Raw genomic sequence first — 14,756 nt, 5'->3', positions numbered from 1 at the left:
ACCACTCCTCACCGGTTCGGGTGAGAATGGCGGCTTAGGAGTGGAGAAGGGCACGACGGTAGGGCCGCCGCCGACGACGGAGGTAAGGCACACATGGCACCGTACGAATCCGACGACAGCACGAAGGCCGACGAGGCCGAGGACGTGCGCTCCGGGCGGCGCAAGGCCGCCAGGTATGTCGTCCCGGTCGCGGTGGTGGGGGTGGCGGCGGCGACCATCGGGCTGGTCCCGGCACTCGCCGACTCCGGAGACCCCGACCTGCCGAAGGTCACCGCGCAGCAGCTCATCGAGAAGATCGCCACGTCCGACGTCCAACAGCTGTCCGGCACGGTCAAGATCAGCACCGATCTCGGGCTGCCCGACCTGGGCGGCCTGGCCGGCGGCTTCGCCTCCGGCGCCGCCGAGGGCGACGGCGGCTCCTCCGCCGACCCGCAGTCCAAGCTCCTCGAACTGGCCTCCGGCACGCACACGCTGCGCGTCGCCGCCGACGGCCCGGACAAGGGCAGGATCTCCCTGCTGGACAGCGCGGCCGAGTACAGCGTCGTCCACAACGGCGACGACGTATGGGCGTACGACAGCAAGTCGAACGAGGCCTACCACGCGACCGCGCCCCGGTCCGAGGAGAAGAAGGGCAAGGCGCCCGAGGGCGTCCCGGCCACGCCCAAGGACTTCGCCGAGGAAGCGCTCAAGGCGGTCGACGACACGACCTCCGTGACCGTCGACGGCACCGCCCAGATCGCGGGCCGGGACGCGTACCGGCTGGTCATCAAGCCGAAGCAGTCCGGCTCCACGGTCGGTGCGATCAGCATCGGGGTGGACGCGAAGACGGGCCTGCCGCTGAAGTTCACGCTGACGCCGGCGAGCGGCGGCGCGGCAGTGGTCGACGCGGGCTTCACCAAGGTCGACTTCTCGGAGCCGGCCGCGTCGACGTTCGACTTCACCCCACCGAAGGGCGCGAAGGTCACCGAGGCCGACGAGTCGAAGGCATCGGAGCACTCCCGGAAGTCCGGCGAGGACTTCGGCATGGGGCTCGGTGAGGGGCTCGGCGGTCTGAAGACCATCGGCAAGGGCTGGAACTCGATCGCCGAGTTCGACACGGGCGGCCAGGGCATGCCGTCGGGCTCGTCCGGCAACAGCGACGTCGACGGGTTCCTGAACTCCCTCGGCGACCAGGTCTCCGGCAAGTTCGGCTCGGGTACGGTCTTCTCGACCCGCCTGGTCAACGCGCTGATCACGGACGACGGCAAGGTGTACGCCGGTGCCGTCACCAAGGACGCCCTGGTGAAGGCGGCCGACGCCGCCCACTGAGTCCCCCGCAGCCGAACGAACCGAGGGAGCCCATGGAGGAGCTGTCCGCCGCCGAGTCCGACCGGACGGACGACACGGGTGGCGCGGGCGCCGTGCCCGCCGAGGACGCGGTGATCGCCACCCGCGCCCTCACCAAGCGCTACCGCGGCGGACAGCTCGCCGTCGACGGCCTGGACCTGACGGTCCCGGCGGGCAGCGTCTTCGGCTTCCTCGGGCCCAACGGCTCCGGCAAGACCACCACCATCCGCATGCTGATGGGCCTGATCGAGCCGACCTCGGGCACGGCGCGCCTCCTGGGGCGGCCCATGCCCCGTGCCGCACGCGCCGTGCTCCCCCAGGTCGGGGCCCTCATCGAGGGCCCCGCGCTGTACGGCTTCCTCTCGGGGCGCGACAACCTGATGCGGTACGACGCCGCCGACCCGACGGCCGACCCGCGCACCCGGCGCACCCGTGTCGCGGACGCCCTCGACCGGGTCGGCCTCGCCGCGGCGGCGGGCAAGAAGGCCAAGGCGTACTCGCTGGGCATGAAACAGCGGCTCGGGCTCGCCGCGGCGCTGCTCCAGCCGCGCCGCCTGCTCGTCCTGGACGAGCCGACCAACGGCCTGGATCCGCAGGGCATGCGGGAGATCCGGGCCCTCGTGCGTGAGCTGGCCTCCGACGGCACGACCGTCTTCCTGTCCTCACACCTGCTCGACGAGATCGAGCAGGTGTGCACGCATGCCGCCGTGATGGCGCAGGGACGGCTGGTCGTCCAGGGCGCGGTGGCCGACCTCGCCGCCGGTGCGCGGGGCCGGCTGGTGGTGACCACGCCGGACCCGGGTGACGCGGCGCGCGTGCTGAAGGAACAGGGAGTGGCGGATCTCGTGGTGACCGAGACGGGGGTGACGGCCGAGCCCCCGGACCGAGAACTCGCCGAGCTCAATGCGGCGTTGGTGACGGCCGGCGTACGGGTCCGAGGTTTCGGGGTGGAACGGGCCTCCCTGGAGGACGCGTTCGTGGCACTGACGGGGGAGGGGTTCGATGTCGCGGGCTGAGGCGGTGCCGGCGCCGGACACGCGGCCGGACCCGGCCGGGGCCGTGGTGGACCCGGCCGGGGTGACGCGGTCCCCCGGTCTGCTGTGGACGTTCGGGCTGTTCCGCAGCGAGCTGGTCACCACCTTCCGGCGGTGGCGGACGATCGCCCTGCTGGGCGTGCTCGCGGCCGTGCCGATCCTGGTCGGGGTGGCCATCAGGATCGAGACGAGCGACGGCTCGGCGGCGGGCGGCGGCGGTGAGGGTCCCGCGTTCATCTCGCAGGTCACCAACAACGGTCTGTTCCTGGTGTTCACCGCGCTGGCCGCGACGCTCCCGTTCTTCCTGCCGATGGCGATCGGCGTCATCGCGGGTGACGCGATCGCGGGCGAGGCGAACGCGGGGACGCTGCGCTATCTCCTGGTCGCCCCGGCGGGCCGCACCCGGCTGCTGCTCACCAAGTACGCGACCACGATGACGTTCTGTCTGGTCGCCACGCTCGTCGTGGCGGTCTCGGCGCTCACGGTGGGCGCGCTGCTGTTCCCGCTGGGAGACCTGACGACGATCTCCGGGACCCGGATCAGCTTCGCCGAAGGCCTCGGCCGTGCGCTGCTCATCGCCCTGGTCGTCGCCGCCTCCCTGGTCGGGGTCGCGGCGCTCGGCCTGTTCGTCTCGACGCTGACGAACAGCGGCATCGCGGCCATGGCGACGACGGTCGGCCTCCTCATCACCGTCCAGATCCTCGACCAGATCCCCCAGCTCCACGCGCTCCAGCCGTACTTCTTCTCGCACTACTGGCTGTCCTTCGCGGACCTCATGCGTGAACCGGTGTACTGGGACGATCTGGTCCGCAACCTGGGCCTCCAGGGCCTGTACGCCGCCGTGTTCGGGTCGGCGGCGTGGGCGCGGTTCGCGGCGAAGGACATCACCGTCTAGACCGACGTCGCAGTCCCGACGGAGGCCACCGTCCGCAAGGGCGCCACCGTGCGGGAGGCCGGCGTGCGGGGGCCGGGCGCGCGGCGGCGGTCAGACGGTGGCCGACTCGTAGGGGAAGCGGGCGAGCGGCGGCTCCTGCGCGAAGAACGTCTTCGCGCGCGCCAGTGCCTCGGCGTCCTCCAGCACGTCGCCGCGCCGGCTGCCGTTGCCGAGCAGGACCCCTCCGAAGCGCATCCTCATGTACGCGGCGGAGTGGTTGAGGGTGCCGACCAGCGGGTCGGCGACCTCCTGCTCCTCGTGGGCCAGCGCGGTGACGCCCCAGAGGGTGCGCCCCGCCATCGTCGCCTTGAAGTCGATGCCGGGGGTGCGCAGCCAGCCCGACCAGTAGTCCAGGTAGCGCTTGGTGAGGCCGGACACCGAGTACCAGTACAGCGGCGAGGCGATCACGATGTCGGTGGCCGCGAGGGTGGCGTCGAGCAGCAGTGCGACGTCGCTTCCGGCGGGCGGGAGAAGATGGTCGCTGTCGCGCCGCAGGTCCGTGAAGTCGGGCAGCGGATGCTCGGCGAGGCTCAGCCAGCGCTGCTCGACGTCGCCGGGCAGCTGCTCGGCGGCCCTGCGCGCGAGCAGCTCGGTGTTGCCGTCGCTACGGCTGCTGCCGAGCAGGAACAGGAAACGGCGGGTCATGGGTCCCCCTGGGGTACGCGCGATGGAGCTACTGCAAGCGACTACATGCGTGGACAATATATGCATACGCATGCAGTCGTCCAGGGGTCCGCGGGTCCACGACCCACGGGGCACGGCTCCGAAGGGCGCGCCACCGCCCCGCGCGTCACGGCCCCGATGGGTGTCACCGCCTCGAAGGGCGCCGCCTCCCCACGCGTCACCGCCCCGGCGCGCCGCCTCCCCCGCCCGGCTGAGGAGGGCGCTGGACGCGCGGTGGCTGCCCGGGCGACGCCGGGCCGGGTGCCGGGCCCGGCACCGGACCGCCCGGAGCGGCCGAACCCCGGCCGGACTGGCGCCGTGCGGCGCCCGCGACGGGGTTGGCGGGGGTGGCGGACGGGGTGTCCGCGACAGAGTTGGCGGGGGTGACGGACGGGGTGCCCTCGGACGCGGCCGTGGTCGAGGAGGGGCCGGCCGAAGGGCCGGAGACAGGCGTCGTCCCCGCTGCCGCGGCCGGCCGCTGCCAGCTCTCCGGTACCGCCGCGTGGCGTTCCACCGTCCCCTGCTGCCGTGCCTGCGCCAGGCGGACGGACTGCTGGGCCGTCGGCGCGAAACCGGGGGCCGCGTTGCCGCTCTGGGACGGGACCTGCCGGGCGGCCATGGCGCCCAGCGCGGCCTGGGTGTCGCGCGGGAAGACGTCACGGGGCAGCGCCTGGGAGGCGGCGCCGGTCACCTCGACGCGGCGCTGCCGCCCGCCGGACTCGAAGGTCATGCCGTAGCCGAGGTACTGCCGGTCGTGGTCGAACATCAGGTCGCCGCGCACCTGTCCGCCCGCCGCACGGGTCTGCTCGCCCAGGTCCCGGAGTGCCTCCGGGACCGGTGCGGTGCGCCCGAGGCTGGCGACGTACGCGTCGGCCTCCACGTGTCCCTCCCGGAACCGGGGCTTCCCGTCGGGCCCGGTGTGCATCTGCACGGCGCCGACCCGGTTGTCGGGGTGGATGTCGATGGTGAGCCGGCCGTCGCCGCCGTACTCGGCGACGAAACGCTCGCGCATGGCGGTGAACTGGACCTGGTTCTCCAGCGCGGGCGGCAGGTTCGGCCCGTAGATGGTGACGCGGGCCTGCGGGTCGGCCTCCAGGATGATCTCGGCGTCGGCCACGCCCGTGCCGCCCGCGCCCGCGACCAGCCACGTCTTCGGCGCATCCGCGGCGCTCACGTCGAAGCGGTTCTCCGCGATCTCGTCGCCGAGGAAGACCCGCCCGGGGGCCGCCGCCCTGGCCTGCTCCCACTGCGCGGTGGCGTCCAGCGTCCGGAGCGCGGACCGGGCCCCGTCGTCGGCCCGCAGGGTGTCCAGCACCCCTTCCTCGCGCAGGACCTGGAGCGTCTGCCGTGCGTCGGGCGCCCCGGCGAGACGTTCGTGGACCGGTGAGTCGGCGGGCAGCTGTCCGCGTACGGCGCCGATCGCCTCGGGCAGGTTCACCACGTCACGACGGTCGACGCCCGGCACCATCTCGGGCGGCAGACCGGTGGCGACCGTCGGCACGCCCTCGACCTGCACATAGACGTCCGGTGAGCCGTCGTTGGGCCTGATGTGCGCGTACAGACGGCCGTCCTGTGCGGGCAGCAGCCGCGCGGTCCCGTCGACGACCGGCCCGCGCACGGCCAGCTCGTCCTCCCACAGGCGCACGGCGTCCCGCGGCACCCGCCCGGTCGGGTCGACGAACTGGTGGGCGTCGCCCAGCCCGGTCGCCCGCATGTCCCGGACCTGGTCGGCGGACTGCACGATGCCCTGGCCCGGGTCCAGGTGCCAGCGGCCCCGCGCGTCGACGAGCAGGGCGTCCGGATCACGGCCGACGAGGCCGGCGCCGCCGCCGATCATCACCGGCCGGGTGGGCCACTCGCCGCTCGCCGCCGCCTCGGCGCGCAGCTCGTCCAGGGTGGCGGCGCTCGCCCGGGTGCGCCGGTCGGCCGCCTCGGCCGCGGCCGCGGCGAGTTCCTCGCGGGGGACGGGGGTGCCGTCGGGGCGCATGCCCGGCATCGGCGGCCCGTTGCCGAGCGGCAGCGTGTACGCGGCGCGGGCCCGGAACGCCTGGAGGTCCGCCGCGTCCTGACCGGACAACTGCTCGGCGGGCAAGGCGAGAGGCGACACCGCCCGCCAGGCCCGGGGCGTCAGATGGGGTTCGATCGAGTTCAGGCGCAGGTCCGCGGCCTGGAGCTCACGGTCGAACTGCTCGGATCCGGCAGGGGCCTGCGGGCGGAGCCCGGTGTGATCGATGAGGGCCGACAACTCCGCGCGTGCCTCGGCGCGTTGAGCGGTGTCGAGCGTCGCGTCCGTCATCCGTGCGGCGAGGTGGTTCAGCTCGCCGACCCGGCCGAGGTCCTCCTCGGTCAGCCGGAAACCCTCCTCGGCGGCGGTGAGCCGGCCGCGCGTCAGCAGCACCTCCCGAGGCGGCGCCACCCCGGCGACCGCTGGGTCGCCGGCCGCCGCCCGCACCGCCCGCTCGCGCACCGCGAGCATCTCGCCGAGCTCGTGGCTCAGGGCCCTGCCCACCTGCTGCGGGTCCATCCGGTCGGAGAGCTGCACGAAGTGGTGGTCCGAGGTGGTGTTGACATGCATGCGGGCGACCGTGCCGGCCGGCAGCGGCACCGCGTCCACGCGCAGCGTGAACTCCTTGCCCCGGTGGTCGGTGAGCACGAAGTGGGGGTCACCGGTGTCGTCGCCGCGCAGCTCCACGGAGCGCAACTGCTCGGCGTACAGGCTCTGTACGACCATCGGCAGCACGGCCCGCGCCTGCGCGACGACGGCTACCTGCCGGCCCGGTTCCGGGGCCGTGCCGGTGCCGCCGGTGAAACGGCTGCCCGCCACCTCGGTCGCCGTGATGACGGTGATCTCCCCGGGAACGGGCCCCGTGCCCTGCGCCGCACCGTCCGTCCCCGGCCGCGCGCTCCCCGCCCTGTCGTCGTACGGTTCCTGCTCCACCGGCACTTCCCCCTCGGTTGCCTCGTGGCACGTAGGATTTTGGCATGCTGATCGCTCGTTCGACTCAAGAAGCGCACCTCTACATGGACCTGCACGCCTGCGCGTGCGGAGCGAGGGACTTCGAGCGCGAGCACCGTCTCGAAGAGCGTGACGGCGCGTTGGTCGCCGTGTACGAGGGCGTGTGTCCGCAGTGCGGCCGCACCCGCTCGTTCGCGTTCGTCATGTCCGACGAACTGCCGCCCGCACCACCGGCGTTCGGCGGCGCGGAGCCGTCCCGGATCATCGACCCCGGCGAGTTCCTGTGGGTCTCGGACCAGGTCGGCACGGACTCGGGGCTGCGGCTGCTGAACGTGCCGCCCGCCGAACAGCGCGACCACCGCGCGAGCTTCGCGTACGCACTCGCGGCGCTCGACGAGGTCCTCAAGTTCCTTCCGGAGGGCGCCGACGAGGTTCCCGCGGAGCGCTTCACCTCCGACCTCGGCCGTGAGCTGTACCGCAAGGACGCGACCCGCTTCAGCCGGGCCAGGCTGCTGGACAACCGGGCGCGCAAGCAGCGCATCCTCGCGGGCGTCGACCGGTTCAGCCCGCCGGCGGGCGCATAGCCGTTCATGGCGTCCGCGGGGGCCGGGGCGCAGGCGTCCTGGCCGTGACCGCCGGGCCCGCGGGCGCCGCCGGCGGCCCGCCCGTGGCCGTACCGGAGCCCGAGCGCAGCCGGCCCGCGGCGGCGACACGCAGGACGGCGTCGCCCTCCCGGAAGGCGGGGGCGGCACCCGCCCCGAATCCCGCCCGTGCCGTGCGGTCCACCGGTGCGCCGGGCCCGCCCGGGAAATCCCCCCGTTCCGAAGTGATCAAGCCGGTCGCCAGCCCGGACGCCACCAGTTTCTCGGCGTTCTCGCGGCCGACGGAGAAGCCGCGCCCCGAGGTGCTCCGCGCATAGAGGTCCTTGATCATGTCCTCGGGGGCCATACGTCCTCCGTACCGGTCACGGCCCGCGTCGAAGCCGGCGCGGCCGCGCTGCCAGCGGCTCGCGTTCTGGGCGAGGCACTGCTCGACCGGCACCTCCACGGACAGCAGGACCCGCCTGTCGTAGCCGCCGGCACGCAGGTCGCCGAGGAGCTTCTCGTTCCACCGCTGGTCGCGCAGCGTCGCGTCGTAGAGCAGGTTGTGGCCCTCGGCGCGCGCCCACTGCTCGAAGACGCCCTGGAGGAACGCCGACTCGCGGTGCGTGAGCGAGGCCGTCTCCGACGGGGACAGCAGGCGACCGCCGGGCAACGCGCGTGCGTGGTCGGGCAGACGAGGGGTGCCGCCGTGCTCGGACAGCGCCACCTTGAACTCGTCCGGGTCCAGCACCACGTAGTCGCGCACGTCGATGCCGTGCACCCGGGCCAGCGCCCGGCCCAGCTCGTCGTCACGTCCCTGCCACTCGGCGAGGCCGCGCAGCGCGCCGCCCTTGCCCGCGCCGGGCGCCCCGGCGGTGAGCAGCGCCGCGTGGCCGTCGCGCGGCAGTCCCGCGCAGCGGGCCTTGAAGTCCTCCAGGACGGCCTCGTGCAGGCGCTCGCGGTCCGGCGTCCACAGCGCGCCGTGCCGGAACCGGCTGTACGTGTCACCGTCCCCCGGCGCCAGATCGCCGCCGGCCGACATCCGGGTCTGCAACACCCGGTACAGCGTGCGGTATTCAGGTGCGAGCCCCGCCTCCGGCCCGTCGTGCGGGGTCATGGCCGCCGTTCGGCCCCGCCGCCCGCCCCGCCGTCGGCGCGGAGGTCGATGCGGCGCTGGATCTCCGCCACGTCCTCGCGGGTCAGCTGCCCGAGCAGCCGCGCGGCGGAGACCACGGACAGGGTGTTGTCCTGGTGGGTGGGTTCGGGATGCCCTTCGTCGAGCCCCTCCTCGGGCTCGAAAGGCCAGGCGGCGACGGTCGCGATCATCTCCTCGCGCCCGACGAACCCGGCGGAGTAGAGGCCGAGATAGGCGCGCAGGGAGGGGGCCGGACCGGCCCCCGGGGTCGCGCCGTCGGGGGCGCCGTGTGCGGGAGTCTCGTTCATCGGTGGGCTTGTCCTCGTCTGTTTCTGATCTGGGGGCCGGCCGGGGTGCTGTCCGTGGTCGACGCGGTGGCGGCGTGCGGTGCCGCCGCGTCCCGTCCGCCGTCGAAGACGGGTACGAGGGCGGGCCGGTGCCGCTCGGCCCTCCGTGCGACGTCCAGCAGCAGCGGTTCGCAGTCGTGCGCGGCGACCAGTTGGAGTCCGGCCGGGCAGCCGCCCGGGCCGAGACCCGCGGGGACACTCGCCGCGGGATGTCCGCTCAGGTTGAACGCCCAGGTGAGAGCGGTCGAGTAACGGTCGCCGGGGCCTTCGTGGCCGTGCGGCGGGTTCGGTGTGGCCGGTGTCAGCAGCAGCGGGACCTCGCCGAACAGCTCCGCGAGACGCCCGTCGTTGGCCGCCCGCACGGTCCGGGCCCATGAGACGTCGCCGCCCGGCGTCCGCAGGGCCAGCCAGGCGGGCCCGGGGTCCGTGAGGGTCACCTCGCGCTCCACCAGGCGGACGATCCCGGCCGCGGCGAGCCGCTGCACCTCCGCGAACGCGCGGGCGGCGATGGCGGGATCGGTGTCGGCGAACCCGAGGCCGGCGGACCAGACGGCGCGGACCGGCTGCACGGAGGCGCCGGGCGGTACGGAGGCGCCGGGCGGTGCGGAAGGGGGGTGCTGCGGGGAAGGGCGCTGCTGTGCGGAGGAGGACGGCGGCCCGGCGGGGGTCCTCCCGTCCGGGCCGGAGGCCACGACGCGCCAGTACGCGGCGGCGTCCGAGGCGCTGCGCGTGAGGACTCCGGCCGCCGTCAGCCCGGTGCGGTCGGCCGACGGCAGACGGCCGGTCGTGGTCTTCAGACCGAGGACACCGCACCACGCCGCGGGAATCCGCACCGAGCCCGCGCCGTCGCTGCCGGTCGCCAGGGGGACCAGCCCGGCCGCCACCGCCGCCGCGGAGCCGGCCGAGGAACCGCCCGGTGTCCGGTCGGCCCGCCACGGATTGACGGTCCGGCCGTGCGCCCCGAGGCCCCATGTCTGCCAGGGCGTGCCCGGGCCCGGCACCGACGTGGCGCCGACGGGCACACAGCCGGCCGCGACCAGGGCGCCTGCCGCGCGCCGTCCGTGCCGGCCCTTGACGCCGATCGGAACGCCCGCGAGGGGCAGCCACTCGCCCGCGGCGATCCGCGCGTCCACCTCGGCGGCCCGCCCGAGGGCCTCCTCGGCCCACACCTCCGCGAACGCCGAGAGGCCGGGGTCCACCCGCGCGATCCGCGTCAGCGCGGCGGCGACCGCGTCGACCGCGCTCATGGTGCGCGCCCGGACGGCCGCGGCGGTGTCCTCGGCCGACAGCCACCGCAGGGCGTCCGGTTCCGGGGCCCGCGCCGGGGCCGGGTCCATTTCCGCTTCGGGTCTCATGGCGTCGGCCGAGGCTCCTTCGGTACGGCGGGCAGGATGCGTGCGGGGCACGCGCGGGATGCGTGAGATGCGCGCGCCGCCGGTGCGGGACGGTGTGCGGCGCGTGCGCGGGGCAGGGCCGGGACGAGTCTCGTACGGTCTCGTCCCGGCCGGTGTCCCGCGGCTGGCGCGGCGTGGTTCAGCGGCCGGGTCCCGGGGCCGGTGGCCGCGGCTGCTGGGGGAGCTGCGGCCGGACCGGTGCGGACGGGCCGCCGCCGGCGGAGGGCCCGCCCGCCGTGTTCGTGCCGCCCCCGCTCCCGGCCCCGCCGGCGCCGCGCAGCTTCGCGGCCTGGGCCACGGGGTTGCCCGGAGCCGTGGGCGCCCCCTGAGCGGCAGATCCCGTCGGGGTCGCGGGTCCTGTCTGGGTCGTAGATCCCGCCTGGTTCGCAGATCCCGCCTGGTTCGTCGGGCCGGTCCGGTTCGCGGGTCCCGTCTGCTTCGCTGATGTCGTCCGGCTCTCCGGAGAACCTTGAGCCGCCGAGGTGGCCTGTCCGGCGGCGCTTCCCTGCCCGGCGGTGGACCCGCGTCCGGCGGCGGCCGCCACCGAGGCCGCGGGCGCCGCCGACGCGCCCTGCGCCATCTGCTCCTTGGTCAGGTACGGACGCGGCTCGACCTTCCAGGACGGGGCGGCCGGGTCGACCTCCCTGCGTACCACCCGCTCCATCAAGGTGGCCATCTCGACGGGCCCGATGCCGCCGGGTACGGGCGTGAGGTGCTGCGGGATGCCGTACGCCGCCCTCTGGACGTCGCCGCGCACACTGCCGTCCGGCTGCGGCACGAAACCGGAGTCGACGACGAGCCGGTGGTGCGGCCGCAGATGGTCGGGTCCCAGGATCCCGGGGTTGCCGGTCACCGAGACGACGATGTCGGCGTCGCGCACCCGCCGCAGGTCGTCCCCGGCGTCGAGCTCCATCAGCCGGTGGCCCTGTTCCCGCAGCGTGTGCACCACACCCTGTCCGACGAAGCCCTTGCTGCCCACCACTGCGATCGTCGGGTCGTCCTGCGCGAAGGGCTGCACCACACGGCAGATGCCCTCCGCCGTCGCGCACGCCGCGTACTGGGAGCGGCCCTTGAGCAGTGCGTCGATGTCCTTGGCCGGGTCCATCCGCTCGACGAGCGGACGCAGATGGGCGGGCGGCGGGAACTGGACGATGATCGCGCGGGTCGCGGGATCCTGGTTGGCGCGGTCGAGGGTCTCGGCGAACTGCGCACGCGTGGTGCCCGGCGGCATCACGATGTGGTCCGCCTTGAAGCCGAGGTGCTCGAAGCTCTTCACCTTCTGCTCGGCGGAGACCCTGGAGGCCTCCAGGCGCACCCGCCAGTCCTGCGGATCGTCGGCGGCGGGCTCGAAGCGGATGATCGCCACCCGTTGTCCCGTGGGCTCCACGGCGTCACGGTAGGGCCGGTAGAGCTCCTTGGCCTGACGCAGGACGTCCCGGCCCGACACATGCTCGGTCATCGGCGCCTCATCCCGCCCGCTCGATCCGCGCGAGCACCTGGGCGACGGGGTCGAGCCCGCGGCCCAGCAGCTCCTCCACCCGGCCGGCCGACAGCGGCTCGTCGCCGGACAGGTCGTCGCGGTGCCCCGCCGGCCCGGGGGTCACGGTGACCCGGGTGAAGGTCTCGGGGCCCGTCGGGTCGTGGTAGGAGAAGGACCCGAAGTGGGCGATCCAGTCGACCTGTTCGAGCTGCGGTCCGAAGGCGCGGCGCAGCACGGGCAGCGCGGCGTCGGCGACCGAGCCGAAGTCGTCGGTGATGCCGCGGTCGTCGGGGTTGCTCGCCAGCTCCGACACGACGGCCACCGCCCGGCGTCCGTCGCCGGAGCGGACGGCGCGCACCAGGGTGTGCGCGTGTCCCGCCCGGTGGTGCCGCCAGTCGACGACGTCCTCGAAGTACGGGGTGTGCGGGTGGTTCATGTGTGCTTCTCCTCGACGAGGTTCGAACGGCGGGGACGGCCCGTCCGTGACGGCAGTCCCCGCCGGCCGGCGGTGGCCGGGCGGCCGGTCGGGTCCGTGCGGCGGGGCGCCCCGGCATCGGCGGACGGCCGGCAGGCGTGTGCCACAGGATCCGTCCGGTCCGGTCCGCGTCGCGTCCGGGCGGTCCTCGGCCCTTCGCGGTCCGGACCCCGGCGGTGATCTTCCGGCCGTCGGTTCAGTGTAGGGACGCGGCCGCTCCCGCGACCTGGCCGCCGGGGCCGGTTCACAGGCCCGGATGCTTGTCGTACGGCTCGGCGAACGGTGCGGTCTTCGCGCGGTGGCTGCCCTCCTTGCAGCCCGCGAACGGACCTGCGGGTGACCGGAGTTCGGCGAGCACGGGCCCGAGATGGTCGCGGTGCCAGACCGCCGGTCCGGACGCGCCCGCGGCCGGGTCGGTGTGCTCCTGCCAGGCCAGCCACAGGCCGTGCAGCCGGGCCACCGCCTCCAGGTGCTCCCACCAGCGCGGGCACCAGGGCTGCTGCGAGGTGACCTCGCGGCCGTACACGGGCAGCAGCAGGTCCGAGACCCAGACGGAGAGCCCGGTCATCTCGTCGGCGTACTCCTGGCCGTCGAGGTAGAGGATGAACGGCGGGGCGGACTGTGCTTCGGCGGTCGTCATCGGGTCGTGATCCCTTCGGCGGCGCGGGCGGTGATGGCTTTGACCTCGGCCTGTGCCGCGGTCGCGATGCGGTCGGCGCCGGGTTCGGCGTACCAGGGCCGCAGCCTGACCAGCGCCGGCTTGACGCCGGTGGCCAGGAGCAGCGCGGTGCCCTTGGGCAGGGCTCGGATGCGGTCGGCGGGCAGGATGCGCTCCAGCCGGTACGACGTCGAACGGGACCGTCCCTCCTTGCCCTTGGACCAGCTGACCGTCGACACGTCGTGCTCGCCGACGAGCCGGGAGACCTTCTCCACGAAGTCGGCGTCGTCCAGACCGGCGCCGAGGAGCTTGATGGTGGCGGCCGACCAGAGCGCGTCCATGCCGGCCTCGCCCCACACCCGCGCGCCCTGCCGGTAACTCTGCAGCAGCGTCACGATGTTGATGCCGCGCGAACCGAAGTGCGAGTACAGGTCGGGCAGATCGGAGATCCGGCACACGTTGGCGGCCTCGTCGAGCACCGCCGTCATCGGCGGCTCCAGCCGCCCGCCCATGCGTTCCGCCGCCACGACCCCCGCGCGCAGCACCGAGTCCGCCGCCGCGGCGATGACACCGGCCGCCGAACCGCCGCCGTCCTTGGACAGCAGGTAGAGCGTGTCGTTCGACAGCACGTGCCGGTCCGGCAGGAACTGCGGCAGGTCCGGGTCCGGCGTCACCCATGCGGCGATCGCCGGGTCGAGCAGACACGCCACGCACTGCCGGGCCGTCTCGTAGATGCCGTCCCGGGTCTCCACGGCGCCCTGCATGGTGCCCTGGAGCTGGTCCGCGAGGGCCGCCATGCCGGCGTCGCGCAGCAGGTCGACGGGCGTCCGGTCGGCCGGGTCCGCCAGCCAGGCCAGTACCTCGCCGATCTGCCGGCCGCCGCGCTGGGCCGCGTGGAAGAGGGCGGTGAGGGTGTTCTGGGCCGCCGAGATCCAGAAGTCGCGGCGGGTCGCGTCGTCGTTGACCGCGCCCACGAAGTGCCCGGCCAGGCGACGGGCGCCCTCGATCGTCGACGCGTCGGCGAGCATGTCCCACCACAGGGTGCGCGGCGAGTGCGCGATGCCCTGCGGGTCGAACGTCCACACCCGGCCGACGCGTTCGCGCTCGGCACGCGTCACGCTGTAGACGTCCGCCTTGTTCGACGTCAGCAGCACGCTGCCGCGGGCCCGCAGCACGCGCGGCACCGCGATGCCCGTGGACTTGCCCGCACGCGGGGCCATGAGGTCCAGCTCCACGTCCTCGTAGCTGGAGCGGAGTTCGGGGCCACTGGGCTCCAGGTTGCCGAGCAGGTTCCCCGTGTCGTCCGCGGTGATCTTCCCCTGCTTCGCCAGCGCCGGGCGGAGCTCACGGGCCCGCCGCTCGGCGCCCTTGGGCAGGAGACCGGCCAGTTCCTTGCGGCCCGCGAGCCCGCTGGGCCCGGCCGTCCGGCCCCGCACCAGCAGGACGAGGACGACCACGACGGCGACGACCGCGCCGAAGACGGTCGCCATGCCCGCGGCGACCGCGCCGGCCGACGCCGTCGGCCACACCGCGGCCGGGCCGTCCTTGACCAGCGTGGACATCGTGGCCAGGCCGAAGGGCGGCGGGTCCCAGCCGGCGCCGCTCACCGCGGCTCCGGCCGTGCCGCCCAGCCAGGCCCCGAAGAAGAGCGTGCCGACGAGGAAGGCCGCGCCCGGCACGATCCAGGGGAGGAAGTCCTCCCCGCTGTGCTGACTCTTGCGTGTGCTGCTCACTGCTGCTCCCCGTTTTTTCGGTGTCCTGCCGCCCCCGCGG

Annotated in this window: 13 protein-coding genes; 4 read left to right on the top strand and 9 right to left on the bottom strand. The window is 74.4% G+C overall.

Annotated features, from left to right (window positions below):
* The first annotated feature begins 93 nt into the window (after positions 1-93).
* From ACZ4IF_RS35695 to ACZ4IF_RS35685, 3 genes are read left to right on the top strand one after another with little or no spacing between them, the layout of a single operon-like run.
* The gene (locus ACZ4IF_RS35695; protein ID WP_467570625.1) at positions 94-1,308 is read left to right on the top strand and encodes a LolA family protein; all 1,215 of its coding nucleotides are present in this window, start codon (positions 94-96) and stop codon (positions 1,306-1,308) included.
* A gap of 32 nt (positions 1,309-1,340) precedes the next feature.
* Positions 1,341-2,342: an ABC transporter ATP-binding protein gene (locus ACZ4IF_RS35690; RefSeq protein ID WP_467570622.1), complete on the top strand. Its 1,002-nt coding sequence runs from the start codon at positions 1,341-1,343 to the stop codon at positions 2,340-2,342.
* A complete protein-coding gene (locus tag ACZ4IF_RS35685; protein WP_467570619.1) occupies positions 2,329-3,255 on the top strand; it encodes an ABC transporter permease in 927 nt (308 codons plus the stop codon). Before ACZ4IF_RS35690 ends, ACZ4IF_RS35685 begins: the two co-directional genes overlap by 14 nt.
* A 90-nt stretch (positions 3,256-3,345) precedes the next feature.
* On the opposite strand, the gene ACZ4IF_RS35680 is transcribed toward ACZ4IF_RS35685, so the two are convergent.
* Both ACZ4IF_RS35680 and ACZ4IF_RS35675 read right to left on the bottom strand, forming a co-directional pair.
* On the bottom strand, positions 3,346-3,939 hold the full coding sequence (locus tag ACZ4IF_RS35680) for a flavodoxin family protein (protein ID WP_467570617.1): 594 nt from the start codon (positions 3,937-3,939) through the stop codon (positions 3,346-3,348).
* A gap of 196 nt (positions 3,940-4,135) precedes the next feature.
* Positions 4,136-6,895, bottom strand: coding sequence for a hypothetical protein (locus ACZ4IF_RS35675; protein WP_467570614.1), 2,760 nt, complete (start codon positions 6,893-6,895; stop codon positions 4,136-4,138).
* Between the two features lie 44 nt (positions 6,896-6,939).
* Here ACZ4IF_RS35675 and ACZ4IF_RS35670 point away from each other — a divergent pair, with 44 nt between their 5' ends.
* A complete protein-coding gene (locus ACZ4IF_RS35670; RefSeq protein ID WP_467570612.1) occupies positions 6,940-7,497 on the top strand; it encodes a hypothetical protein in 558 nt (185 codons plus the stop codon).
* A gap of 4 nt (positions 7,498-7,501) precedes the next feature.
* On the opposite strand, the gene ACZ4IF_RS35665 is transcribed toward ACZ4IF_RS35670, so the two are convergent.
* The 7 genes from ACZ4IF_RS35665 to ACZ4IF_RS35635 form a co-directional block, all read right to left on the bottom strand.
* On the bottom strand, positions 7,502-8,611 hold the full coding sequence (locus tag ACZ4IF_RS35665) for a zeta toxin family protein (protein WP_467570610.1): 1,110 nt from the start codon (positions 8,609-8,611) through the stop codon (positions 7,502-7,504).
* Positions 8,608-8,937 (bottom strand): hypothetical protein, encoded by a 330-nt coding sequence (locus tag ACZ4IF_RS35660; RefSeq protein WP_426680678.1) that lies wholly within the window; start codon positions 8,935-8,937, stop codon positions 8,608-8,610. The genes ACZ4IF_RS35665 and ACZ4IF_RS35660 overlap by 4 nt, the downstream gene beginning before the upstream one ends.
* Positions 8,934-10,223, bottom strand: coding sequence for an amidase (locus ACZ4IF_RS35655; RefSeq protein WP_467570941.1), 1,290 nt, complete (start codon positions 10,221-10,223; stop codon positions 8,934-8,936). Before ACZ4IF_RS35655 ends, ACZ4IF_RS35660 begins: the two co-directional genes overlap by 4 nt.
* Before the next feature lie 286 nt (positions 10,224-10,509).
* The gene (locus ACZ4IF_RS35650; protein WP_467570608.1) at positions 10,510-11,829 is read right to left on the bottom strand and encodes a tetrahydrofolate dehydrogenase/cyclohydrolase catalytic domain-containing protein; all 1,320 of its coding nucleotides are present in this window, start codon (positions 11,827-11,829) and stop codon (positions 10,510-10,512) included.
* A 7-nt stretch (positions 11,830-11,836) separates the two neighbouring features.
* Positions 11,837-12,286, bottom strand: a complete 450-nt coding sequence (locus ACZ4IF_RS35645) for a hypothetical protein (protein WP_467570606.1) — start codon at positions 12,284-12,286, stop codon at positions 11,837-11,839.
* A 283-nt stretch (positions 12,287-12,569) separates the two neighbouring features.
* Positions 12,570-12,965 (bottom strand): DUF4913 domain-containing protein, encoded by a 396-nt coding sequence (locus ACZ4IF_RS35640; RefSeq protein ID WP_095935967.1) that lies wholly within the window; start codon positions 12,963-12,965, stop codon positions 12,570-12,572.
* Positions 12,962-14,716 carry a type IV secretory system conjugative DNA transfer family protein gene (locus tag ACZ4IF_RS35635; RefSeq protein WP_467570602.1) on the bottom strand — a complete coding sequence of 585 codons (1,755 nt, stop codon included), beginning with the start codon at positions 14,714-14,716 and terminating at the stop codon, positions 12,962-12,964. Before ACZ4IF_RS35635 ends, ACZ4IF_RS35640 begins: the two co-directional genes overlap by 4 nt.
* Positions 14,717-14,756 lie beyond the last annotated feature (40 nt).

It is taken from the genome of Streptomyces sp. NPDC025784, assembly GCF_055558435.1.
Note: the sequence above shows the minus strand (reverse complement) of the source record. Positions and strands in the feature narration are given on the sequence as shown.

Coding starts and splice junctions, on each gene's coding strand:
- ACZ4IF_RS35680 (WP_467570617.1), bottom strand. CDS start 3,939: ATGACCCGCCGTTTCCTGTTCCTGCTCGGCAGCAGCCGTAGCGACGGC.
- ACZ4IF_RS35645 (WP_467570606.1), bottom strand. CDS start 12,286: ATGAACCACCCGCACACCCCGTACTTCGAGGACGTCGTCGACTGGCGG.
- ACZ4IF_RS35690 (WP_467570622.1), top strand. CDS start 1,341: ATGGAGGAGCTGTCCGCCGCCGAGTCCGACCGGACGGACGACACGGGT.
- ACZ4IF_RS35685 (WP_467570619.1), top strand. CDS start 2,329: ATGTCGCGGGCTGAGGCGGTGCCGGCGCCGGACACGCGGCCGGACCCG.
- ACZ4IF_RS35660 (WP_426680678.1), bottom strand. CDS start 8,937: ATGAACGAGACTCCCGCACACGGCGCCCCCGACGGCGCGACCCCGGGG.
- ACZ4IF_RS35650 (WP_467570608.1), bottom strand. CDS start 11,829: ATGACCGAGCATGTGTCGGGCCGGGACGTCCTGCGTCAGGCCAAGGAG.
- ACZ4IF_RS35670 (WP_467570612.1), top strand. CDS start 6,940: ATGCTGATCGCTCGTTCGACTCAAGAAGCGCACCTCTACATGGACCTG.
- ACZ4IF_RS35695 (WP_467570625.1), top strand. CDS start 94: ATGGCACCGTACGAATCCGACGACAGCACGAAGGCCGACGAGGCCGAG.
- ACZ4IF_RS35665 (WP_467570610.1), bottom strand. CDS start 8,611: ATGACCCCGCACGACGGGCCGGAGGCGGGGCTCGCACCTGAATACCGC.
- ACZ4IF_RS35655 (WP_467570941.1), bottom strand. CDS start 10,223: ATGAGCGCGGTCGACGCGGTCGCCGCCGCGCTGACGCGGATCGCGCGG.
- ACZ4IF_RS35640 (WP_095935967.1), bottom strand. CDS start 12,965: ATGACGACCGCCGAAGCACAGTCCGCCCCGCCGTTCATCCTCTACCTC.